Annotated in this window: 18 protein-coding genes and 4 tRNA genes; 14 read left to right on the top strand and 8 right to left on the bottom strand. The window is 59.7% G+C overall.

The window, feature by feature from the left end:
• Positions 1-480 precede the first annotated feature (480 nt).
• Genes ABC336_RS11030 through ABC336_RS11010 form a run of 5 tightly spaced genes read right to left on the bottom strand, consistent with a single transcriptional unit; the run spans position 481 to position 5,854 of the window.
• Entirely contained in the window at positions 481-1,554 is a 1,074-nt protein-coding gene (locus ABC336_RS11030) for a Gfo/Idh/MocA family protein (RefSeq protein ID WP_413238715.1), read from the bottom strand.
• A complete protein-coding gene (locus ABC336_RS11025; RefSeq protein WP_413238714.1) occupies positions 1,551-2,306 on the bottom strand; it encodes an amidohydrolase family protein in 756 nt (251 codons plus the stop codon). Before ABC336_RS11025 ends, ABC336_RS11030 begins: the two co-directional genes overlap by 4 nt.
• Before the next feature lie 20 nt (positions 2,307-2,326).
• Complete coding sequence (locus tag ABC336_RS11020) at positions 2,327-3,187, bottom strand: phosphogluconate dehydrogenase C-terminal domain-containing protein (RefSeq protein ID WP_413238713.1); 861 nt, start codon at positions 3,185-3,187, stop codon at positions 2,327-2,329.
• Positions 3,188-3,221: 34 nt separating this feature from the next.
• Complete coding sequence (locus tag ABC336_RS11015; protein WP_413238712.1) at positions 3,222-4,583, bottom strand: four-carbon acid sugar kinase family protein; 1,362 nt, start codon at positions 4,581-4,583, stop codon at positions 3,222-3,224.
• Complete coding sequence (locus ABC336_RS11010; RefSeq protein WP_413238711.1) at positions 4,580-5,854, bottom strand: ribulose-bisphosphate carboxylase large subunit family protein; 1,275 nt, start codon at positions 5,852-5,854, stop codon at positions 4,580-4,582. Before ABC336_RS11010 ends, ABC336_RS11015 begins: the two co-directional genes overlap by 4 nt.
• Before the next feature lie 199 nt (positions 5,855-6,053).
• On the opposite strand from ABC336_RS11010, the gene ABC336_RS11005 reads away from it, so the two are divergent.
• Entirely contained in the window at positions 6,054-6,689 is a 636-nt protein-coding gene (locus ABC336_RS11005; RefSeq protein ID WP_413238710.1) for a GntR family transcriptional regulator, read from the top strand.
• Positions 6,690-6,797: 108 nt separating this feature from the next.
• Here ABC336_RS11005 and ABC336_RS11000 read toward each other — a convergent pair whose 3' ends face one another.
• A complete protein-coding gene (locus ABC336_RS11000) occupies positions 6,798-8,129 on the bottom strand; it encodes a glycoside hydrolase family 140 protein (RefSeq protein WP_413238709.1) in 1,332 nt (443 codons plus the stop codon).
• 266 nt (positions 8,130-8,395) lie between these two features.
• Here ABC336_RS11000 and ABC336_RS10995 point away from each other — a divergent pair, with 266 nt between their 5' ends.
• From ABC336_RS10995 to ABC336_RS10975, 5 genes are all read left to right on the top strand, one after another.
• On the top strand, positions 8,396-8,584 hold the full coding sequence (locus ABC336_RS10995; protein ID WP_413238708.1) for a hypothetical protein: 189 nt from the start codon (positions 8,396-8,398) through the stop codon (positions 8,582-8,584).
• Between the two features lie 34 nt (positions 8,585-8,618).
• A complete protein-coding gene (locus ABC336_RS10990) occupies positions 8,619-9,074 on the top strand; it encodes a hypothetical protein (RefSeq protein WP_413238707.1) in 456 nt (151 codons plus the stop codon).
• A 445-nt stretch (positions 9,075-9,519) separates the two neighbouring features.
• Positions 9,520-11,199 carry a hypothetical protein gene (locus ABC336_RS10985; RefSeq protein ID WP_413238706.1) on the top strand — a complete coding sequence of 560 codons (1,680 nt, stop codon included), beginning with the start codon at positions 9,520-9,522 and terminating at the stop codon, positions 11,197-11,199.
• 78 nt (positions 11,200-11,277) lie between these two features.
• Positions 11,278-11,706, top strand: a complete 429-nt coding sequence (locus tag ABC336_RS10980) for an SRPBCC family protein (RefSeq protein ID WP_413238705.1) — start codon at positions 11,278-11,280, stop codon at positions 11,704-11,706.
• A 132-nt stretch (positions 11,707-11,838) separates the two neighbouring features.
• Positions 11,839-12,291 carry a hypothetical protein gene (locus ABC336_RS10975; protein ID WP_413238704.1) on the top strand — a complete coding sequence of 151 codons (453 nt, stop codon included), beginning with the start codon at positions 11,839-11,841 and terminating at the stop codon, positions 12,289-12,291.
• A gap of 107 nt (positions 12,292-12,398) precedes the next feature.
• Here the strand turns inward: ABC336_RS10975 and ABC336_RS10970 are convergent, their stop codons facing one another.
• Positions 12,399-17,078 carry an endo-1,4-beta-xylanase gene (locus ABC336_RS10970; RefSeq protein ID WP_413238703.1) on the bottom strand — a complete coding sequence of 1,560 codons (4,680 nt, stop codon included), beginning with the start codon at positions 17,076-17,078 and terminating at the stop codon, positions 12,399-12,401.
• Between the two features lie 302 nt (positions 17,079-17,380).
• On the opposite strand from ABC336_RS10970, the gene ABC336_RS10965 reads away from it, so the two are divergent.
• Positions 17,381-17,554, top strand: coding sequence for a hypothetical protein (locus tag ABC336_RS10965; protein ID WP_413238702.1), 174 nt, complete (start codon positions 17,381-17,383; stop codon positions 17,552-17,554).
• 359 nt (positions 17,555-17,913) lie between these two features.
• Here ABC336_RS10965 and ABC336_RS10960 read toward each other — a convergent pair whose 3' ends face one another.
• Complete coding sequence (locus ABC336_RS10960; protein WP_413238701.1) at positions 17,914-18,999, bottom strand: AI-2E family transporter; 1,086 nt, start codon at positions 18,997-18,999, stop codon at positions 17,914-17,916.
• A 173-nt stretch (positions 19,000-19,172) separates the two neighbouring features.
• Here ABC336_RS10960 and ABC336_RS10955 point away from each other — a divergent pair, with 173 nt between their 5' ends.
• The 7 genes from ABC336_RS10955 to ABC336_RS10925 all read left to right on the top strand — a co-directional run bounded on the left by ABC336_RS10955 (position 19,173) and on the right by ABC336_RS10925 (position 23,476).
• The gene (locus ABC336_RS10955) at positions 19,173-20,249 is read left to right on the top strand and encodes a FecCD family ABC transporter permease (RefSeq protein ID WP_413238700.1); all 1,077 of its coding nucleotides are present in this window, start codon (positions 19,173-19,175) and stop codon (positions 20,247-20,249) included.
• Complete coding sequence (locus ABC336_RS10950) at positions 20,249-21,277, top strand: FecCD family ABC transporter permease (protein ID WP_413238699.1); 1,029 nt, start codon at positions 20,249-20,251, stop codon at positions 21,275-21,277. The genes ABC336_RS10955 and ABC336_RS10950 overlap by 1 nt, the downstream gene beginning before the upstream one ends.
• Before the next feature lie 802 nt (positions 21,278-22,079).
• On the top strand, positions 22,080-22,937 hold the full coding sequence (locus ABC336_RS10945; protein ID WP_413238698.1) for an ABC transporter ATP-binding protein: 858 nt from the start codon (positions 22,080-22,082) through the stop codon (positions 22,935-22,937).
• A 178-nt stretch (positions 22,938-23,115) separates the two neighbouring features.
• Positions 23,116-23,190 (top strand) — tRNA-Gly (locus ABC336_RS10940).
• A 6-nt stretch (positions 23,191-23,196) separates the two neighbouring features.
• Positions 23,197-23,273 (top strand) — tRNA-Arg (locus ABC336_RS10935).
• A 14-nt stretch (positions 23,274-23,287) separates the two neighbouring features.
• Positions 23,288-23,364: transfer RNA gene (locus ABC336_RS10930), tRNA-Pro, on the top strand.
• 38 nt (positions 23,365-23,402) lie between these two features.
• Positions 23,403-23,476, top strand: a tRNA-Gly gene (locus tag ABC336_RS10925).
• The last annotated feature ends 80 nt before the right edge of the window (positions 23,477-23,556 follow it).

Below are 23,556 nucleotides of genomic sequence, written 5' to 3'. Positions count from 1 at the left end.
GTCTAGCAGCGATTTTGGTGATATAAGTATAGAAGTTAGAACTGGAGCGGCGTTTCTGGCAATTTTTGAAGCTATAAGTATAGAAACTAGATCTGCAACAGTGTGTGTGGGGGCTTTTGACGTATCAGCTTGCTGCGAAAGTTGAACGAACACGAAATTTCGTGTTTATTTCGGGTTTCCGGACAATAATTGCCGAATGAGTATGAAATTTCGTGTTCGTTGCGTGCTTTTTGAGAAAATGAGTCAAATGAATATGAAATTTCATATTCAAGGCATCGCGGATGGTGGATCGGATGGTGCATCGGATCTTGTATTGGATTATGCATCGAATCGTGCAACGGATCGTGCATTACCGCGAATAAAGGGCTCAGTCGCAGTTCCTTCAAAAGCCTTGTATACTTGCAAAGCGCGCGCCATTGCTGCCATGAGACCTGACTCGCTGCTTATGCATCTGCTGCCGCTCTGCTCCTGGCTATCTCCTTATGACTCCGCTCCCGCCTCCGGCACCTCGATGGCGACCGGCCGATGCTCGCGGGCGCTCGTATACGCCGCTTCGACCATCTGCAGGGTGATCAGATTGTCCTCGCCGCCGGTCTGGAAGGGGGCGCCTGAGGCGAGACAGCTGACGAAGTGACGCTGCAGCCGGTAGTGGCTCTCCCCATGGTCGAGCGTCGTCGTCTCCAGGACGGTCGCTTCCGTGAGGCCATCCCGAGATACGATGGTGATCCGGCCATCGGCATACAGCTTCAAGGTGCCGTCCTCGCCGTCGATCGCCAGCTGCTCCACATGGTTCTCCCGCACGCCCGGGCCTGGCGGCTTACTCAAGTTCCTGCGCGTCGCCCAGCTGGCGTCGAGCAGACCGTAGAAGCCGTTGTCGTAGCCCATCATGACTGTGCCGGTATCTTCGCCCTGGATATGCGGGCTGATCCGCTGCATCTCCGCATAGACACGCTTAGGCGTCCCGAACAGATAGCGCCAGGTGTCGTACCAGTGGACGCCCATCTCATAGAACAGCAGCTGCGGCATCGTCCGGAAGACGGGCTGGGGCAGCTCGGTGCCAGGCGTCATCCGCGGCGTATAGTAGTCGGTATGGAGATAGCGCGCTGTGCGCACGCGCCCCAGTCTACCCTCCTCGAGCACGCCCTTGATCGTCTGAAAAGGCTGCAGCCACCGCCAATTCTCAGTGACCATCAGGCGGACGCCCGCCGCTTGCGCGGCCTCGACCATCCCCCGGGCCTCTTCGGCCGAGCGGGCAAACGGCTTCTGACACATGATGTGCTTGCCCGCCGCGGCAGCCGCTGCCACGAGCTCCGGATGCGTATCCGGACCCGTCACGATGTCCACAATGTCGATATCCGCGGCGGCCAGCATCTCGGCCAGCGCGCCATAGCAGTGCGACTCCGGCACGTCATATTGATCGGCGCGCCGCTGCAGCGCAGTCGGGGAGAGATCGCATAGCGCGGCGATCTCCACCTCCGGGATCCGCCGCCAGGCGTCCAGATGCTTCTCCGACCAGTACCCGGTACCGACAAGCCCGACTCTCCACGTCTTCATCTCGCCTCACCCGCCGGCAGTTTGTAGATCTGCTGAGCGGCCCGGCCCAGTACCCAGGCCTGCTCATCGTCCGTCAGCCCGCTGGTGCGCACCTTGGCGAGCTCGGTGCCGCAGTTGTCGGCGTGGTCGGTTCCGAACAGGAAGCGGTGGGCGCCCAGCTCGCGGACCCAATTGCGGATCAGGAAGCCGCCGGTCCAGGTGATATCGGCATAGAGGTTGTCATGTTGCTTCATGGCCAGGTACGTCTCTCCGGCGAGCACCATCATGCCGCAGTGGGCGATGATGATCGGCAGCTGCGGGTGGTCGGCGGCCACGGCCATGAGGTTACTGGGATTGGCGAAGGGAATCCCGGCGCCGGTATGGACCATCACCGGCACGCCGTACTCCTCTGCCAGACGGAACACCCGTCTGCCGTCCCGTCCCGCCGGGTTGACGCCGTGGGCCGAGGTGTGGATCTTGATGCCGACAAAGCCCAACTCCCCGATGCATCGCCGGATCTCCGCTTCATAGAGCTGATCGGGGAGATGGGGATTGGGGTTGGCCATCCCTGCGAACCGGCCGGGATGCCGGCGGCACAGCTCGGCGATGGTATCATGCTGAGCCTGCACCTCCTCCAGAGTATGAACGCTTGCGGGCTGCAGGATCGTCAGATCGACGCCGTACTCGCGGATTTTATCCCATTGCTCCTGCTCGGTGAAGCTCTCATCGAACACCCGGTCTTCGCCCAGGTGGGCATGTACGTCAATGATCATGGCTTTTGTCCCCTTTCCGTTTATTCGCTTGCCTGCTCCAGCTTGCCCGGATGCAGCATCAGATCGATATTATGCCGCAGCGAGTCCGGCTCGAAGACGTTTTTCCAGTCGGGTCTGAGCATCTGCTGTTTGCCGTATTCGATAGCTACCAGCGCCGCGTCGGAGAACGGGTTGCCGGCTTCGCCGAAGACAATGGCCAGCTCGATGTTGATATGTCCCAGCATGAAATCTCTGGCCGCTTCAGCGGGCACGCCGCGGCGGACGGCTTCGTCCATCGCTTCTTTTAATATGGTAGCACAGGTAGCGCCCACGGTCTCGGCCATGCTGGGCTCGAGCATCGCCATCTGCTCCAGCGTAATCCGGTGCGAGCGCAGGATCGGGGCATACATCGTCCGGGCGATCGCCTCGCCCAGCTTGTAATGCTGCTCCGAGCCGCGCATCAGCGCACACACGATGGACTGTTTGGCATGGATGCCGCCGAAGAAGTCGCGACGCGCCTGCGGGTCTGTCTCGTCGCCAAAGATCGGCGGGTGGCAGGGATGCGCCAGAAATACGGCAATCTCGCTCCGCTCTGGTACCATCCCAAGATAAGCCGCCGCAGGGTCCAGCAGCATCAGCAGCGCGCCGGGCTGCATCTCAGGCACGATGCCGGCGGCGATGGTGCCGATCAGGGCGTCCGGTACCGCCAGGATGACGACATCCGCTTCGCGGACCGCCTCCGGCTGCGGCGTGAGGGGGAGGCCCCGTTCGGCAAGCCTGCCCAGGCCCGCTTCGCTGATCTCAACGTACCGCATCTCGTACTCTTGGGCGTGCCTCAAGCGATCCGTCAAGCGGCAGCCCATCTTGCCGCCGGCGCCGATAAGTGCAATTACAGGTTTCATATCATCAGGCTCCTTGTCTAGTTATGAGAGGGATTCAGGACCCGGCGCGGATCCTCTCCAAAAAATCAGGCGCGCCGATCTGACCGCCCTTGAGTACAATCTCCAGTCCGTCGAAGGCGGCCTGGTCGGAGGAACATCGGCATAGCGGGCAACCCGGCACCAGCGGAGCGAGCATCTCCAGCGCATAGACGCCAAGCTCGCCCGTGACATAGCCGGAGGTATCTCCGCCGGCTACGGCCAGACGCCGCAGACCGGTTGTCTCCAGCAGGCGGCGTCCCAGCTGGCCCAGGCGGCTGCCGAGCAGCCTGCCGGTATCCGGGGATGCGGCGGCTATCGAGGCCAACGCGGCACGGGTCGCGGCGATCGCAGGATCCTCCGGCCCGAGCGCGGTGTAGAGGATCAGACTGCGGCCCTGCGCCAGGAAGCCGAGCGCTTGCTCCAGCAGCTCAGCCATCGTCTCCTCGGGCTGGCGGATCAGTTGCTCGGCCGGCAGCTGAATGCCCGCGTAACCTTGGTCAAGGGCGTAACGCAGCTGCGCTTCGGTAGCAGGTGAACAGCTGCCCGAGAGCACCAGCAGCTGGCTCGTTGTCGGCGCCGCCATCGAAGGAGCAGCAGCCGGCGTCAGCCCTTGCCGCTGCCACTGGTCGGCCAGCCCGTACTCGACGCCGGAGGAGCCGAGCACGAAGGTCTGCCGTTCAGCGGCACACCGGCTGATCAAGGTGCCGGCGGTATCTAGATGGCCGTCGGTCAGGGCGTCCAGGAGCACCGCATCATGGCGCTCCGCGAGCTCCCGGTAACGGTCCGCGAGTGACTCCGCCGTCCCCTCCAGCGCCAGAACGTCCAGCGAGCCGACCGTGAGCGGCGTCTGACGCTTCAGATGCTCCCGCAGGTCCGCCTCGTCCATCGGTGTCACCGGATGCCGGGCCATCGTCGGGTGGCGGTCCAGCCGGTAAGTGGCGCCGTCCGCACCGGCGAAATGATGCCCGAACACGGTGTAGCGCCCGAGCGGCGGACAGGCGACGAGCAGCGGGAACGCCGGCGCTTCCGGGAAGATCCGCTTGGCGATCTCCATCACCTTGCCGATACTGCCCGATGCGGGGGAGGAATCGAAGGTCGAGCATAGCTTGTAATGGACGATCGGCGTTCCCAGCGCGGCCAGCCGCTCCAGCTCCGGAGCCAGCGTCTCCTCCAGCTCCGCCGGACTCATCGAGCGGCTGACGCCGGCTACCCCGAACGCCTGGATGTGAGGGAACCGCTCCCGCAGCAGCTCCTCCGAGGGCACGCGGAGGAACAGCGCCGTACGGACGCCGCGCGTCTCCAGCGCTTCCATAACATCTGTGGAGCCGGTGAAGTCATCGCCGTAATACGCCAGGAGCCAGGGGGACCCGCCGCTCATGACGAGCTCCTGCCGAACGTCAATATCGCCTGCTGCAGCTCGGGATGCTCGGCGGCGTACTCATGCAGGTCGATGCCCGCGAGTGCGGCCTCCCAGCCCTGCACCATGCTGCGGAAGCCTGCGGCATACCCGCCCGGATGGGCATGGATGCCGCCGCCGGCGATATTCATCAAGTCGATGGTGCCGAACGTGCGGTATGACTCGACCGCCTGACCGGCCCATTGCTTGGACGAGAGGACGGGGAAGACGGTATCCTCGCCGAAGATCGGTGTCAGGCATTCGGTGACTGACTGGACGACGGAGTCGTTGGTCTCGAAGAACTTGTTGTTCAGGCCGTTCGTATGCAGATGGTCCACGCCCGCCAGTCGGCACAACTGCTGGTATACCGTAAAAGACATGCCCAGTCCGGGATGCCGCGTCAGCATGCCCCACTGATTGCGGTGGCCGTGGATCGGCAGCTCGCAATAGGAGCGCAGATGGGCCAGTCCAGCCCATCCGATGCTGTTGACGCTGACCATCACACATGTGCCGCCGGCCGCAACCACCTGGTCGTGCCCGCGCTTCATCTCGTCGATATCGCCGGTGATGTTGAAGGCGTACATCGTCTTCTTGCCGGTCTGCTCTGCCGCCCGGTTGATCTCGTCCATGACGGCCTCGATCCGCTGCGCCAGCGGGAAATAAGGCGGGTTGCCGTTGACCTCGTCATCCTTGATGAAGTCGATGCGGGCGAGCACCAGATCCCGGACGATCGTCCGCAGCCCGTCGGCACTCAGACCGATATTGGGCTTGACGATCGTGCCGATCACCGGCCGGTCATGGACTCCGAGCAGGTCGCGGGTGCCGCGGATGCCGAATCGCGGTCCCTGATAACGCTCATGGAACGCAGCGGGCAGCTTCAACCGTGTGAGCCGGATCGCGGAGAGCTCTTGCAGCTCATAGAGGTTGCCGGCGATGACGGCCATCAGGTTGGGCAGAGAGGGACCGATATTATCATAAGGAAATGAGATCTCGATCTCGCCCTGCCGGTACAAGCCATCGAAGCCCGCGGGTGCCTGGGAGCCAGGGAGGGCGGGGGTCGTCGCGGTGCCCTGCTCGCGGATGCTGACGATCCTTGCCCGGTGCCTGCGTTTGATCTCCTCGGTCTCGCCGGGAATCGCGAGAAAGGTGCCTGTCGATTGCTCCCCGGCAAGCACTTCAGCGGCGTGAGCAAGCTCGTAAGGGCTTTCAATTTGATAAGTAACGGTCACGAATTCTTCTTGCATCTCGTCCATTGTCGCTCCTTTCTGAAATCGGTTTAAGCGCGTGAGTTCAGACCAAGAATAACATAAATACTTGTGGTATACAATTAGTATATTCATCTTAAACCGGATTTGAACCCACAAGGTTGACAGCGTTACATTCGATTGCTACATTTAGATGAAATACAGCAGCGGCAGCCATTGTCATGTTAGTCAAAAAGGGGTTGGCTTCGTGTCCGAGAAAACATTAAAGGAAAAAGCTTATGCGGTGCTGCGGTCGCTGATCATGCAAGGGGAGCTCCGGAGCGGCGAATTTTTGTCTGAACGGATGTTGGTGGAGCGCATGGAGATGAGCCGCACGCCGATCCGCGCGGCACTGGAGCGGCTGGAGGCGGAGGGGCATGTGACCTACACGCCCAACCGGGGGATTTTTGTATCCGAGGTGACCATCGACAAAGCGATTGATGTGTATGACTTCCGGATGATTATCGAGTCGAGCATCGCCAGAAAGCTGGCCTCTCGCAAGCTGACCGACGATGTGCGGCAATGGTTCAAGGAAAGCCTGGCGCGGCAATGGGCCTGTGTGGAGGCTGACGATACGATGCAGTTCGCCAAAGAGGACTCGGAATTCCACCGTCAGTTGGTCTACGCGTACGACAACAAAGAGATCATCGTCACGATGGACCGGCTGCAGGACAAGCTGTACCGGATCGCGCTCAACGTACTGCGCAAGGATGCCAACCGCATCAAGATCTCTTATGAGGACCATGCCTCGCTGATCAAGCTGATCGAGCAGGGGCAGGGGGATGAGGCTGCGGCAGCCCTTATCCAGCATCTGGAGTTCGGCAAGCGGATTCTGCTGGATTAGCTTAGCCCTCGCGCAAGATTAGCATGACCAATAAGGCTGTCCCCTGACGTCACTCGTGACGCGGGAGACAGCCTTGTTGCGTGATAGGCGTACAGACGAACCGAGCGGTTACGGCATGGCGTAGCCCAGGGCGGCATCGTCAAGAATCAATACCCAGTCATCATTCCGGCCGCTGGATGGCGGGGTGAACCGGGCAGTGCCGGTGTTGGGCAGACGACAGGCTGGCGTGGTCTCCCCGGTGCGGGGATCGTACCAGGCGGCCTGCACGGTATCTCCAGTGAGGCGCCCCATGTGCACCTCGAAGGGCAGGCCGCTCGGCGAATAGATGAAGGCATAGCCCTGGCCGCGGGCAGCCTGCAGATGACTGGCTCCGGTATAAGCTTCGACCAGCAGCGACTGATCCGGCACCCGCTCCTCGAACGGCCGGGACTCCAGCAGCCGGCGCACATGCTTCATCTGACCGGCTCCCGGACGCGTCAGTGCCTGCCGCCAGGACATGGTAAACCAGCCTTCCGGCTCCTTGGTCATCGACCAGACCGCATGATGTCCGTACGTATGTCCAAACGCGCCTGCGAAGACGGCCCAGTACGCCGCTTTGCGAACGTCGGCCGCATCAAAGAAGCCTTTCTCCAGCTTGAAGCCTATTGGGATATCCTCATAGCAAGGCTCCCCGTCCAGGGTGGGCTTGGTTGGCGTACGCGCGTAATCCTTGGCGATCATGTCATAATTGGCGATATATTGCGACCCGTGGCTGGATTGCAGCATGTTGAAATCCAGCCATGGCTCATGATGAACGTGCAGGGAGGAAGACACGCCGCCATGCGGATGGAAGGTCATCAGTTGACGTCCTGCCGAGCCTTCGCGCACGCCCTCGGCCATCGCCCGGACGATGGCGAAATGGCGAAGCTCATGGAGCGGCCGATCGCCGCCCATGATCCAGACGATATTGCTGCGGTCCCGGTACCGTTCGCCGATCCATCGGCCGTAAGCCCGTGCATTATCCGGATCGAAAATATCCGGCCCTTTGCCCCAAGCGACATGGAATTTGTCTCCCCAGGTCGGCAGCAGACCGATGTACAGCCCGAGCTCCGCTGCCAGGTCGACGATATAATCGACATGCTCCCAATAGCCATATTCGCCGGCTGGCGCCAGGTCGGGCCGCTCCGGATCAAAGCTCCCATCCTCGTTTTTCAGCAGCGGCAGCTTGCCGTATGCATTGCCGGTAGTCAAGCCGTCCAGCTCCGCCAGCGCTACTGCCTGGATGACGTTGAAGCCATCAGCGGCTCGGCTGCGCAGGTAGAGCTCCGCTTCCTCTCGGTTCAGGCGATGGAATAGCTCCCAGGCTGTGTCGCCCAGCCAGAAGAAGGGGGAGCCGTCGGCCAAGGTCAGGTGACGCCGGTTGCCGCTGATGGCGAGCCCCGGCAGACTGCGAGTGGTCATGTGTTGATCATCCTCTCTTACGGTTAGGCTCATACTTACAGGCAAGCCCTGCAGGGCACCTTGTAGGAGGCATTTTAGCAGACAATAAACGAATATACAATATGAGTTTTTATGGTCTATTATTGGTATACCATATCGACGCTCCGCTAAGGTTTGAGTGGTTATCATCTCGTTGAATTGGAATAATTTTGATCTAAATGCTACACCTGGTTTCTGTTGTATGATACGATAAAAACCGATCAGGACATTCAAATAGGAGAATCCCTATGGATGCAGGCATACGAGTGGACGTGAGGGGCGTGGCGATCATCCCTGTCGGAAGGAAGCTGGCGCCGCGCCGGTACGTCTTTCGAATGGCGGAGTATGAGTCGATGGGTCTGCACCGGTTGGCGGTCTGGGCCGAACGCAACGGGATGCGGCTGGAGAAGCGGGCGTATTGGATCGCCTGGGCATAAGGATGTTCCAGGTGAGGGAGGGGGTGGCTGTGACTTGCAGTTAAAGACGAAGCGGTACACGACTAAAGGGCATATCGTGGCTCATGGGATCCTTGCAATTATTATGATCGTCAATGTCATGTTGTTTGGATCGCCCCTGGGGATGAAATTGATCTGGTGGGGCTTGATTGTGCTTTATATGGCCATTGTCGTCTATAAGCTGCGGATCATCCTCCAAATGCCGTCCGAAATTTCGGTACATGTACATGAACATTTCATCCAGTTAAATGAGGAACGGCTGGCTGCCGAAGACCTAAGTATGGTTGCCGCGCATGGGCACTTCCGGCCAGTGGTGGCGCTGATCCCGGCGGGGCGCAGGCTGGCGCCTCAGCGATACATGTTCCGGTTTGCAAGCGAGGATGAACTGCGCGGGATGAAGGCACTAAGGGAATGGGCGGAGCGGAACGGCGTCAAGTTTGTGAAGAACAAGACCTTTTTGACTTGGATATAAGAAGCTCAACTTTCGCACCATCGTGATAAGCTTACTTTTAAGTGCGGCCTAATATTTGTGACCGTTAGCATGCCAGCTTGGCGGTTACAGCCCGGACGGCTGGGGAGGTGCTCCCTCTCTCCCGACGGATGATAAGGGCAAAAGTACATCTAATTCGCGCCGATCAACCGATACCCGTATCAACTAGTGCAAAAGTACATTTAACACCGTCGATATTTCCATATTAATTCCAATTAAAGGCACATCAGTTGCACTTTTGCACTTGTGCTTGCCTACCAGGCTGATATTTCTGTTTTTTTGTGTATTTTTACACTTGTCGCGGTGGTGAATCAGAGCTTGCAGCCATCCTGCAATTGTTTTTATGGTTGTACCCAGGCGTAGGCGATGCGTCATGGTATGAAAGCGGGAGTATGGTGATTTCATAAGGCAGAGAGGATGCAAGAATATGCTTCAGCGAATCTGGAAGTACAAATTTCATTATGTAATCGTCATCCCGGCACTGCTGCTGGTGATTTTCTTTAAGGTGGTGCCGCTGGTCAGGGGATTGCAGCTGCCGTTCCAGCACTTCGATCTCTTCCAGGCTGCAGGGGAGAAGACATGGGTCGGCTTCGCCAACCTGAGCGCGCTCTTCGCCCGGCCCGAGTTCCTGCAGGTGCTGCGCAACAGCCTGACGTATACCCTGTTCCCGATGATCATCGTCTCTCTGCTGGCGCTGCTGCTGGCGCTCGCTCTGCATGCGATCCCGATCCGGCGCTGGCGGAATGTCTTGACGACGCTGCTGCTGGTGCCGTACTTTCTCCCCATCGCAGTGCTCGCTTATGTGGTCATGCTGCTGTTCTCGGCAAACTCGCCCTGGCTCACGACGGAGCGGTTGTGGCTGGGGGATTCGGAGCTGTTCCCGATGCTCGTCATCGGCGTGGAGGTCGTGCGGATGCTCGGCATTCCCATCTTGATCGCGATGGCAGCGATCGCTGCGAAGTCGGCCCTGCTGGATAGGGAGAGCGAGGAGGAGCAGCTCCGTCAGGGCTATGCCGGACGCTGCCTGCTGCCGGCGATGCAAGCGATCGGCGCGTTTGCGCTGATCCAGCTGTCGACCCTGTCGGCGCCGAATTTCGAGCTGCTCTACAGCTTGTATAATCCGCTCGTCTACGAGACGGCGGATACGCTGGGCACGTACCAGTTCCGCACCGGCCTGCAGATGGCCGACTTCGGCACCTCCGGCACCGTCTGGTTCGTGCAGTTTGTAATTCAGCTCGTATGCGCCATCCTGGCCTATCTGCTGCTGCGCAGCTTGTTGAAGCCGGCGTTATTCGCTGGGAAGCAGCCTGCTGCGCCCCCGGACAGGCCCGCGAGCCCGGGTGCGATGCTCGGCGTGCTGGTGGGGGCGGTCGCTGTCCTGCCGGCCGTTTTCCTGCTCTACCTATTGATCATCTACCCGCTCACCCAGTCATCCGGTACAGAGGTCACGGTCCTGCAGCTGCTGCCGATGCGGACGATGCTCACCTACGCCCTGATCTACCTGATCTCGACGGTTGTATTCATGTTGATGACGGTGACCTTGGCGTATCCACTGACCGTCCGGCGGCTCCCGGGGCGCTGGGCGTATAAGCTGTTTCTGCTAGTGATGATTGTGGCAGGCACGATGACGATTCCGGAATTTCTGATGTACCGCAACATGGGGATGTTAAATACGGTCTTTCCGATAGCGATCCAGGGCTTCTTCAGCCTGCTGTCGGTGTTCGTGCTTAAGAGCATCTTCAACAGCAAGCACGGTGACCGCAAAGCCCAGCTGGAAGCTGAGGGAAGCGGAGAGTCGCACGCCTTCTTCACCCTCTTCCTGCCCAAGGTGTGGAAGCCGCTGCTGGCGCTCGGGGCGCTTCATTGGATCGGACTGTGGAACGGCTATGCCTCACCGCTCATCTACCTATCCGATGCCTCGCGATTTCCACCAGTAATGCGATTCGTGACGCTCATGCGAGGGGCAGGCGGAGATAGGCTGGCCTTCGATGATCCGGTCGTCATGAGCGCGGCGGCCATGCTCACTCTGCCTGCGCTGATCCTGCTGGTCCTGCTGCGCCGCTGGCTGACCTCCGAGGTGCTGGTGAGCCAGGGCCGGGGATCGTAATCGTAAGTGGAGCAATCGGGAAGAATCGTTAGGCAGAACGCCATGTTACAATTAAGATAGGAAAAGGAGGTTTTGAACATGGCAAATATCGAGCACATGCATGTGATCAAGGCACCAGTTGCGGATGTATATGAAGCTTTGACGACAGGGGAAGGGCTGGCGGCCGTCTGGACCAAAGAACTGACCGTCAGTCAAGTGATCGGCGATACGCTGACCTTTCAGTTCGGCCCGGACGATCTGACCAAGATGCGACTGGCGGAGCTCGTCCCGAACGAGCGAATCGTATGGGAGTGTACCGACTCCGACCCGGAGTGGGTAGGGACGACGATCGTCTTCGAGCTGGAGGAGAAGAAGCCGGAGACCTGGGTTACGCTCCGCCAGCTGAACTGGCGAGAGGTTACGCCATTTTACCGCTTGTGCAATTACAACTGGGGCATCTTCCTGCATAGTCTGCAGCTGTATGTGGAAGAGAACGGCGGGATGAACTATCAGAGCCGCTACGCTTGAGGCGCAGCAGACCAAGCAAGGCCGCACCGTCCGGGAGCCATCCCGTGCAGGGGCGGCTTTTGGCATGCGGGTCAAAGGGACGGCGGAAGGAATAATGTGGTAAAGTAAAGTAATCTGGGAGGGGGCTTTGCCATGCTGCCGTATACACTGAAGAACAGTCATTATATTCGCATCATTGACATGCTGGTACCGGTCATTTTTTTATTATCTTCACTTAACCAATTGTTTCTGTCCCCCCTTCGGGAGACCGGATGGTCCGTGGTGAGCGCCGTGATTGCAGTGATTATGGCAGCTGTTCTGGCCTATTACATCTTCCATCGGGTGAAGGGAACGGCCACAGTGACGGTCCATCCTGATTACCTGATGGTGAACGGGAAGGAGCTGCGGCCGCAGGAGCTAAGCGCCTTGCTGGTGCGAGGCGGCAGTCATCCGCTCATCGGCATCGTGCCCTCGGGCCGTTCGCTGGCACCGCCGTCTTACAGCTTCCGGTTCCCCAAGGAGCATTTCGGCGATATGTCCGTTCTGACCGAATGGGCTCGCTCACACGGGGTTAAGGTCCGGCACAAGCGGATCATCACGTGGTAGCGAGGGAGCTTGGGTGCTAAGGGCGGAGTGGTGAAGTTTGTGCGTGGCTTGCAATCAAAACGCAAAGAGGCTGCGGGGGAAACCCGCAGCCATTGAAGTACCGGCAATTAACGCCAAGACTCATAGATGACGACCGCCGCTTGCGCCCGCGTAAGCGGCTGCCGCGGCGCCAGCTGGCCGTCGCCCATGCCGCGGACGATGCCCGCCGAGACAAGTCTGGCCGCACTGTCACGGGCATACGGCGCGACGTCGCCTTGGTCGGCGAAGCCCGCCACGCTTCCGCCAGAGGGCAGCGTGCGGCCGGCAGTGGTCAGCGCCCGGTGGATGAGCACCATCGCATCCTGGCGCGTGATAGCGCTGCCCGGCTGGAAGCGGCCGTCGCCGGTGCCCTGCGCGATGCCGAGCTCGCGGGCGATCGCGAGTTCTTCATAATAGTAGGCGGAGGCACTGACATCGCTGAACATCTCCCCGGCGCTGCCCGTGCCCTGCAGCTCCAGCGCTCGCACGAGCAAGGCGATAAAATCGGCGCGGGTCACCTGGGTCTGCGGCTGGTACTGTTCGTCCGAGATGCCCCGGATGACGCCGCGCACTGCCATCGCCTCGATCGCTGTCTGCGCCCATGGTACACGCTGCAGGTCGCCGAAGCGATGGGAAGGCGCCGCTACCGCAAAGGTGCTGAAATGCGTCGTCCGGAAGCGGATGACGTCCCCGGCTGCGTCATAGCGGCTGCTCACGATCGGCGCGATGATGCCGAGGTCGTCCAGATGCCAGACGACCAGGCGCTGCGGCTGTTGACGCTCCGCGCTACTAGCGGTATAAGGGATCGTCACGGTAACCGGCGCATCCGGATCGCTCCAGGCGAGGACTTGACCGCCTGCGAGCACATCCAGCTCCAGCACCGGACGACTGCCGATAGCCCCCGCGGCTTCCGCCGCGAGCCCTTCCGCCGATCCTGCTGCCAGCCGGATCGTAACGGTGCCGGCGTCCAGCTCGCCGATCCGGGTCAGCATATGGCTTGGCAGCTCTACGTTGCCCAGCGGCGTGGTTATGATCAATACGTACGCTCCATCTCCTTGGAGGCTGACGAGCGGCAGCTCCAGCTCATAGCTGCCTGCATCCCCGCCAGCTGAGAGGTCGATCGTGAGACGAGTTATGCCGTCGTCTCCGGCGCTCGTCTGACCGAGCGCCCCGGCAATGTCTGCGGCCGACACGGCAGCGATCGAGCGGCCCTGCTCCGTCTGCACAGCTGGACGGATCAAGCCCGGTTCGACAGGACTGCCCGGCTGCTGGGTCTCGCCTTCGGGCGGCAGCACGGGCCATGAACCGCCTGGCGCGCTTGGCGCGCTCTGCGTCGTAGCCGACACAGCAGGGGATGGCGCAGATTCATTAAGCGGATGCAAGGTCGTCACCCGGTAGTAATAGGTGGTTCCAGCGCGCAAGCCGGTGTCCTGCCAAGAAATCGCTGTGCCCGGCAATTCGGCAGCTTGCGTCCAAGGACCACCGGCACTGGCAGCGCGTTCGATGATGTAGCTGTCAGCTCCCGGCTCTTCCTTCCAGGTCAACGTAATGGCACTCTGCCCGTTAGCAGCCGCTCTGAGCTGATCAGGCGCCCCGGCCAGCAGTTGTATGACCCCCAACCTGGAGGCGTTCATATACGATTGACCTGTAGGATCCGACCAGATGGCTACGCTGTTGCGGGTGCCATCGCCGTTCTGGTCATTGTTGACCTGCAGATCAAAACCGATCAGATCGCCGGGTTTGGCTGCGATCCGGTCCAAGGCGATCGCGGCTTCTACGGCGTAGCCGACCACTGCTCCATCTTCGTCATGCAGGATGCGGACGGCCGAGGTGTAATTGTCATGACTGGCATGGCCGCCGACGGTACGGACATTTTTGTAATTAATCCGGTATTGGCCGTCGTCACTGTCGTAGACGGAAGTTTTGGCATTGTTCTGGTCGACGAAAATCTCGATAGAGTCCTGCTCCCACGGATTGGCGCTTGCATCGCTGAGCAGGGTGTCGCTTACTTCGGCATAGACATAGAGGTGCTCATGATCCCACAACGTCTGGAACTCCGCTGTGGCTCCGGCATTGCCCTCTACCCACACATTCGTCTGCAGGGCGGGAGCGGCATGATTCCAGCTATCATCACGGTTGCCGTCGATCGTCGGCGTGCCCTTGGCCGCTTGCGCCGTTTTCACGGCCTCGGCCAAGGTCAGGGTGCCCAGTCCAACCTGGTCGATATGCTGGGTGCTCCTCGGATCGCTCCAGGAGACGACATTGCCATTCTTGCCATGCTCCGAACCGTCATCCGTACCCGAATCGGTGATCCGGATATCAAAGCGCAGCTGCTGACCAATAGCGCCAGGTTCACTCAGCGGCAATGCGGTGACGATGCGGTAGCCGCCGGGGATCTCGTTGATATCCTCATCGTCCCGGTCGATCTCGAAGCGGTCGGTCTCGTCGCCGTCAGCGAGGAAGAGCTCCACCCGGTCTCCGGCAAGATGGGATGGATCTCGCACCTCTAATTGGACATAGAGGTTGTCATGATCCCATAGCAGCTTGAAGGCGGCGCTAAGGGAGCCGACCCGTTCGGTCTGCAGCGCCGGCGTCATCCCCCAGGCCAGCTCATCCTCGCCGGGCGTACCTTGGACGACGCGTGCAGTAAGCGGGGAGAGCGGCAGCCGCGACGGGTCGACCATGCCCCAGTAGGCGGGCTTGGCCTGGTAGTTCTTATCGAACGGGAACGGCGCATCCTGGCGGGTCACCGGACGGTTGTGCAGCCAGGTGTGGTCATCGGCGATGCCCCACAGGGTGACATTGCTGATCCAGCCGCCGGGCACGCCATCCTCTTTGCCCAGGTCATCCAGCCGCTTCAGTTCGTCGAACAGTTCCTTGTAGCGGTACCCTTGCTTGACGATCAGTTCTTCCGGTACGTCCTGATAAGCGTCGGTATTGTTCGTATAGACGGAGACGTCCAGTTCGGTGATCTGGTTGTCGAAGCCGGCTTCCCCGAACAGCCGGATCGAATCCGAGATCTGCTCGATGGACGGGCCGGTAATGTTGATGTGCGTCTGATGGCCGACGCCGTCGATCGGCACGCCTTCGGCCCGGAGCTGCGTCACCAGGTCATACAGGAAATCGCGCTTGCGCGGGTTGTGCGTGCTGTAGTCATTGATGTACAGCATGGCGTCGTCGCCGGCCACCTCACGGGTGACGCGGAAGGCGGTGCGGATAAAATCCAGTCCCGTCAAGCGGTACCAGCCGCTGTTGCGCATGCCGTCCGGACGGCCTTCGTCGATCACTTCATTGACGACGTCCCAGTCGCGGATATCGTCCTTGTACCGGCCGACAACCGCACGCAGATAGGTTTCCAGCCGGTCGAGCACCAGCTGTTTATTTTCCGGGGTAGGCGCCAGCTCATTGCCCGCGCTGTCCTGAAGGATCCAGTCATTGCCCTGGCTGTGCCACACGAGCGTGTGGAAGCGCAAGTTCATGTCATTGGCCTTGGCATAGTCCCGCAGCGTATCGCCGGCCGTCCAGTTGTAGACGCCTTCGCGCGGATTAATGGAGCCCGGCTTCATGACATTCTCGGCGACGACGGAGTTGTAATGATAATCGAGCAATTGATGATGGATGCCGGTAAGATGGATATTCTCTACAGCGGCGCCGATCTCGAAGTACTCTTCATAGACTTCCGCCAGTCGCGGAAGGTCTGTCTGGAGACTGCCTCGCGCCCGGATGGTCACGTCATCGACGTAGAGGACATCGCTGACATTGGAGGATTCGATATAGAGCGAGAGGACGTCCATCGCCCCTTCGTAGCTGAACGAGCCCCTGAGCTCGATCCAGTCGGTGCTGCGGGTGCTGGTTGAGGCTAGCTGCGTGTAGTTAGGCTCCTCCCCCGGCTTCTCGTTCTGCATCGACAGCCGGATCGTGCTGTCCGACGCCGGGGCTTCAGCCAGCTTCACGAAGGCCGAGATCTGATACGTAATCTCCGGTTCCAGGAGAGGCTTCACATTGAGGCTCGGCCCGTTCCAGTCTTGCATGCGATCCCAGGCCTTGATACTGCCGGTGCCGGAGCGGGCCGCTTCTTCGGTATAGCCGACCTTCTCTCCGCCGCGGGGTCCCCAGCTCATCGTCGTGCCGTCTTCGAAGTTATAGACGAACTGGACGCCAGGCGTTCCCGGTCCCGGCGGCGGCTCCTCGGAGCCTGGCGGCGGCGCTGTCACCAGCTTCACCTGGAAGTCGTCGATGTAATAGTCAACGGTCTTGCTGCTCGGGCTCTGGAGGTAGAGCTCCAGCTCCGTCGCTTGCGGATCGTACGTATAGCTGCCTTTGATCTCGACCCAATCGTCTGCTGTGGCCGGCGTTTCTGTACTGAGATTGACATATTGATTGGCGGCGCCGGTCTGCTTGATCGCCAGCTGCAGCGTCTCGTCCGGCGAGCCTTCACGCAGCTTGGCATGGAGCGACAGCTCATAGGTACCGCGCTTCTGAAGCTGTCCAGTGGCGGCCAGGTTCAAGCCGGGCCCGTGCCAGTTGTCGCTTCGGCCTTCGGTGAACAGGCTCTGCTGACCGCTGCGGGCCGCTGCCGACGACAGACTGACGGTCTCGGAGCCGCGCCCGAACCAAGGTGATGAACCGCTTTCAAAATCATGGTCGATCAGGATGTCGCCTGCCTCGGCCGCCGACGTATGGCCGACTCCCGCAGCCAGCGTGCCCGGAGGCAGCAGCAAAGCCACGGCGAGCACCATCGTCAGCCAGGTTGAAAACTTGTTGCGCATGTAGTAAATCCCCTCCAATCCAGAATTTATAAAGCGCTTGCAATAAGGAGTGATTGGCTCCCGTTATTTATGTTAGCTGGAACAATCTCTGGAAGAAACTAGATAAACTATAGAATCTAGTGAGGAAATTAAACCTATCCTTCGAGGGGTTGCGGACGCGGACCAGGGGCTTTGGTTATGGCCGATCCTCTGGAAATAGGCAGACAAAGCAGGGCAGTGCTCTCCAGCACGCAGTATTTTCCTTTTGGCCGGGCCTTGGTTAGAATGAAAGAAGATCAGGGAGCAGAGGGCAGGCGATTGAAATGAAATCGTATTGGATATGGCTGGGCCTGCTGATCGGTATCTGGGCGGCGGCCTTGCTGGAGATCGGACTGGGCCGTGTAGAGCCGTATCAGTGGTTCGGCTGCGCCGTGTTCCTCGGGCTGTACTTTGCGGCGCCTCTGGCGCGCCATCGGCCGGCTGGTCTGACACGTTGAGGGCTAGGGGCCTTCTAGCAGCCTTGTCTCTGAAGAGGTAGTGTAATAGGCAGCGCTGGTGGTGCGAATGCGGCGGGAGGGTGTGTTGTAGTGCTAGAAAATAGCATTGGAAGCGCGGAAGAGGTGGGAATGCGGGCTGCAGTGCTAATAAGTAGTATTACAATCGAGAAGGAAGAGGGAATACGTATTGTAATGCTAAAAAAAAGCATAGCAGCTCGTGTGAGGCAAACGTTTCATCAATTTTCGTGCTCAGCTGTGTGCCAGTTTGCACAGCGCCGCAGGTGCTCCACGCTTTAGCGGGAGCCTGCGGCGCTGTTCTCGTTGTCACGAACCTAACCACACGCGTGCCCCGCCACGCCTCACGGCATCCCGTCCGGCTGTTTGCGGTCCGTGATGTAAAGGCTGTAGATGTGCTGAGCGGCGATCTTGACGATCATATAGACCGGGATGGCCAGGATCAGCCCGATGAAGCCGGCCAGCTCGGCACCAGCCAGAATGAGGATAACCGTCATGAGCGGATGGATGTCCATGCTCTTGCCGTACACGTACGGTGCGAGCAGCACCTCTTCGATCTGCTGGGCGACGATGATGATCAGCACGGCCCAGAGCGCCATCCACGGCGACACGGTCAGACCGACGATGATGACGGGGATCGTGCCGACGATCGGTCCGATATAAGGGATGAAGTTGAGCAGCGTGGCAATCAACGCCAAGAGCAGCCCGTAGGGCAGCTGGATGGCCATGAAGCCGATGAAGATCAACAGTCCCATGAGCAGCGTGGCGATGACGCGGCCCTTGATAAAGCCGCTCAGCGCCGCATCGATCTCGCTCATCATGACAAGCGCATCGGCGCGGTAACGCTGCGGGACGACCTGGACTACCCGTTTGGGGAAACGATCCGTCTGCTTCAGCATGAAGAACAGCAGGATCGGGATGATGGAGATCGCGATGATGACATCCATGGCGACATCGATCACCCTGCCGGCATAATCCGAGACGGCGGCGAAGCTGCTACTGAGCGCATCGGAGATGCGTGCCAGCAAGGATGAATTCTCGGGCAGGAGCGAGCTAAGGAAGCCATTGCTGCGCAACAAGTCGTATTGCTTCTCCATCGTCTCCACGATCTCCGGCAGACTTTCTATGAACGTAGCGGTCTGCTTGACGAGCGTCGGCCAGATCAGGATCCAGAATCCGCAGGTGACGACGACGAGCAGGACGAGCACCAGCAGTACAGCCAGCGTGCGCGGCACCCTCCAGCCGGCGAACAGCTCCACGAGCGGCCGCAGGAGATAGTAGAGAAAGCCGCACAGCATCACCGGTACGATGAGCAGGTGGAAGGCCACGGCAATCGGCTTGAACAGAAAATCGACCAAGGACGCCATGAAAATAATCGATAACCAGATCAGTATCCCCAGACTGATCCGAAAAAAGCGGTTGTTCATCATACGTGTCTCCCTCCCGACGGTACCTTCGTCTGCAGTTGCTGAATTATTGCTGGTTGTTATTACCCACTTTTCCCGTTTAGCCACAAAAAATTCTTTTTATTTGCCATAGCTTGAATGCAGAGTTTCCGCTATAATGATAATGATATTCACTCTCACGGAGGCTAATACAACTAATGACTGCGTTAAATGAAACTACAAAGGACGAGGCATTCTCCCCGGGAGAAGGGGGGCGGGCAAAGCCTCCAAAGCTGTATACCCGCCCAGTCGTTGCGATGTCCATCCTGTTCGGCGGCTTGGTGGCGTTGCTGCTGGGGATGGGAGTGTCGATTTCGTTCGGCGCCAAAGACATCGATCTGCTGACCGTGTGGCAGGCTGTTTTTGGCTTCAACAGCGGGATTACCGAGCATCTCATCATCCGCGAGCTGCGGATGCCCCGCGTCATCGGCGGGGTTATGGTCGGTGCGAGCTTTGCTGTGGCCGGAGCGATCATGCAGGGGATGACCCGCAACCCGCTGGCGGACTCGGGTCTGCTGGGACTGAACGCCGGCGCTGCGTTTGTGATGGCGCTTTGCTTTGCTTTTTCGCCCGGACTCCCTTTCCTGTATCTGATCATGTATGCCTTCCTGGGCGCTGCTCTAGGTGCGGGCATCGTCTTCGGGATCGGCTCTCTGGCCAGAGGCGGCCTGACACCGGTACGACTGGTGCTGGCCGGGGCTGCGGTATCAGCCTTGCTGGCTGCCCTGACGGACGGGGTCTCGCTGTACTACCAGATCGGACAGGATCTGGCGTATTTCTATGCGGGCGGCTTGTCGGGCACCAAGTGGCTCCATCTCAAGATCATGATTCCTTGGGCTCTGGCAGCGATTCTGGCGGCGCTTGTCATGTCCCGTTCGCTGACGCTGCTCAGCCTGGGGGATGAGGTCGCTGCGGGCTTGGGACAACGGACCGGGCTCACTAAGGTCGTATGCACGATCATCGTCCTGGTGCTGGCAGGCTCATCCGTCGCTGTCGTGGGCGCAGTCGGCTTCGTCGGCCTGATCATCCCCCATCTGGCGCGTTATCTGGTCGGGGTGGACTATCGCTGGATCATCCCGTGCTCGGCTGTACTGGGCGGGCTGCTGGTCGTCTTGTCCGATCTGGCTGCGCGGGTCGTCAACCCGCCGTACGAGACGCCGATCGGGGCGGTCATCGCCTTGCTGGGCGTGCCGTTCTTCCTCTACCTTGCACGCAAGGAAAGGAGGGAGCTGTGATGAAACTGCAAGGCTCAATCGGCGAACAACAGCGCACTGCCCGGGGCATCCGGGTACTGATTATTCTAGGCTTGCTGATCGCCCTCGTCTTTATCATCTGCATGAATACCGGCTACAGCCGCCTGACGCCGTTCGATGTGATCAAAACGCTGGTCGGGATGGGAACCGACAAGCAGCAGTTGATCCTGTTTGACTTCCGGCTGCCGCGGATCGTGATCGCCATGCTCGTCGGAGCGGGACTGGCCGTCTCCGGCTGCATCCTGCAAGGGGTCTCCCGCAACGCGCTGGCCGATCCGGGCATCCTCGGCATCAATGCCGGCGCGGGTCTGGTGGTCATGCTGGTCATCTCGTTCTACTCCTCTACGGCTGCTGCCCCGGTGTTCATGCTGCCGGTGCTGGCGCTGATCGGAGCATCGCTGACGGCGCTGCTCATCTATAGTCTGGCCTACAGTAGACGGGACGGCCTGTCGCCGACCAGGCTGCTGCTGACGGGGATCGGGGTCGCTGCGGGCATCAGCGCGGCGATGATCGTCCTGACGCTGCGGCTCAGCCCGGAGCGTTACCAATTCGTCGCGACTTGGCTGGCCGGCAGCATCTGGGGCTCTAACTGGAAATTCGTGCTGGCGCTGCTGCCGTGGATTGTCATCCTGCTGCCGTATGCCTTCACGAAAGCCAGAGTGCTTAACGTGCTTAATCTCGGCGAGCAGACGGCCAGCGGCCTCGGGGCTCCGGTGGAGCGGGAGCGCCTGAAGCTGCTCGCGACGGCGGTCGGCCTGGCCGGATCATGCGTAGCCGTGAGCGGCGGGATCGGCTTCGTCGGCCTGATCGGCCCTCACCTGGCCCGGCGGCTGGTGGGCCCCAAGCATGAGCTGCTGCTGCCGGCAGCGGCCCTTACGGGATCGCTGCTCATGCTGATCGCCGAGGTGACGAGCCGGATGATCCTGCAGCCGCAGGAGATCCCGGTCGGGGTCGTCGTCGCCGTCATCGGCGCGCCTTATTTCCTCTACTTGCTGTCGAGGAGCAGATAGCGGTCCGGGCGATGGCCGAGGCTTGCTGGGAGGGAGCTGTGGGCGCAACTCGCAGGCGGTATGAAACGGAGGGTCGTTTCGTGCCGTTTTTTATTCAGGAAATTATGACTTTCGTTTCTTGTGGATAAGTTGTGCTCCCAGCTGGGTTGGATGCCGCGGTCCACAACCAGGGGTAAAATGTTACTTGAATCCGACCGAATGGCGGAAGTTCGCCCAACTAGGTGCAGCGTGACAGGGCTCGGACAGGCCGATAGCACAGCAGCGGAGCGATAGCTGCGGCGTCTGCCGCGGCGCTCCGCGTTGCGCTCGTGCCGCCTACCGGGACCGACGCGTTGGAGACGCCTATGCCGCGCGTTGGTGACGTCTAAGCCACGCTTGATGCGTGAACGGCCGTTTGGCGGATTCCCGCCCAAGCAGGGGGGGGGTTACTTGGATCCGGCCGTTTGGTGTTGCAGCGGCAGGTAAGGAAGGAACGAGCGGGGCCACAGGAGCTGCTCAGCTAACAGCCCAGCGCTGATATCAACAGGATTTTGTTTCAGGAGGCAGCGGCGGTATGCACTAGTGTAGATAATGTGACAATCGCAGCTTAGGCCTTGACAATTACAGCTGAGAACGATTATCATGTTCCATATAGTGATAATCATTATCATGCATGACATAGGAAGTTAGCTTGGACTGATCCTGGAGTGAGTCTTGCCTCGTCCCATAGGATGGCGCAGCCGCTTCACCTTAATTTCCGTAAACCTTAAGCAGCATTCATACATATAGGATGGACGCTGACGATTAGAGGAGTGTTGGACCGATGATTCGTTTGACGACGACGGCTTTGAATATTGCTTATGAGAAACGCATGATCGTGGAGAACCTCAATATTGCGATTCCGCAAGGCAAGGTCACGGCGCTTGTCGGAGCAAACGGCTCAGGCAAATCGACCATCCTGAAAACGTTGGCGCGCATCATGTCGCCGGCAAGCGGCAACGTCCTGCTCGACGGCAAGTCGATCCACAAGCAATCCACCAAAGAGGTGGCCAAACAGCTGGCGATCCTGCCCCAGAATCCGACGGCACCAGATGGTCTGACGGTCTCGGAGCTCGTGTCGTATGGCAGATTTCCGTACCAGAAGGGCTTCGGTTCGATGAGCGCGGAGGACCGCCGCGTCGTCCAGTGGGCGCTCGAAGCGACAGGGATGACTGAATTCGCCGACCGTCCGGTCGACCAGTTGTCCGGCGGCCAGCGTCAGCGCGCCTGGATCGCGATGACGCTTACCCAGGGTACGGACATCATCTTCCTTGATGAGCCGACGACGTTTCTGGATATGGCGCATCAGTTGGAAGTGCTGCAGCTGCTGCAGACGCTCAACGAAAAGGAAAAGCGTACGATCGTCATGGTTGTCCACGACTTGAACCATGCGTCGCGCTTCGCGGATCATATGATCGCGATCAAGAAAGGCCGGGTAGCAGGCGAGGGCTCTCCTGTCGAGGTCATGACCCCGCATATTCTGCGCGAAGTGTTCGGCATCGAAGCCGATGTCGTGCCGGATCCGCGCACAGGAGTACCGCTGTGCCTGCCTTTTGCGCTCGCCCATGAGGAAGCGCCGGCACAGGCGCCATCTGCACAGATGCAGCCCGGAGCCAAGAAGCTGGTAACCGTAGGGGCATAGGGCAAGTCTGCGCTGCCGGGATCTGACTCCCCCGCTCTGGCAAGGGGCGGGGGAGAGGTCTGTCCGGGGACAGTCTGGCTGGAAAGATTTTTTTATAAAATAATAGTTGCTTTTTCTCGAAATACCTGCTATATTATTTCTTGTCGCCTTTACAGTATGGGGCACAACAAGCACACTTGCGGAAGTGGCTCAGCGGTAGAGCATCGCCTTGCCAAGGCGAGGGTCGCGGGTTCGATTCCCGTCTTCCGCTCCATATGATGTCCCCTTAGCTCAGCTGGATAGAGCGTTTGACTACGAATCAAAAGGCCGGGAGTTCGAATCTCTCAGGGGACGCCATTTTCATTTCATTTCGGGACGTAGCTCAGCTTGGTAGAGCACCTGGTTTGGGACCAGGGGGTCGCATGTTCAAATCGTGTCGTCCCGACCATACTTTTCATCCATGGCATCACCTTTGCAAGCTGATATGCGGGTGTAGTTCAATGGTAGAACTTCAGCCTTCCAAGCTGATAGCGTGGGTTCGATTCCCATCACCCGCTCCATATTGCGACATGTTACAGACCCTTGCCTGCCAAGGGTCTTTTTATTTTGATCTGGCGCTGACGGCCGGCATTGTCTTTCT

It is taken from the genome of Paenibacillus jepli, assembly GCF_047238105.1.
Lineage (GTDB): Bacteria > Bacillota > Bacilli > Paenibacillales > Paenibacillaceae > Paenibacillus_D.
The sequence above is the reverse complement of the archived record's forward strand: the minus strand, read 5'-3'. Positions and strand labels throughout refer to the sequence as shown.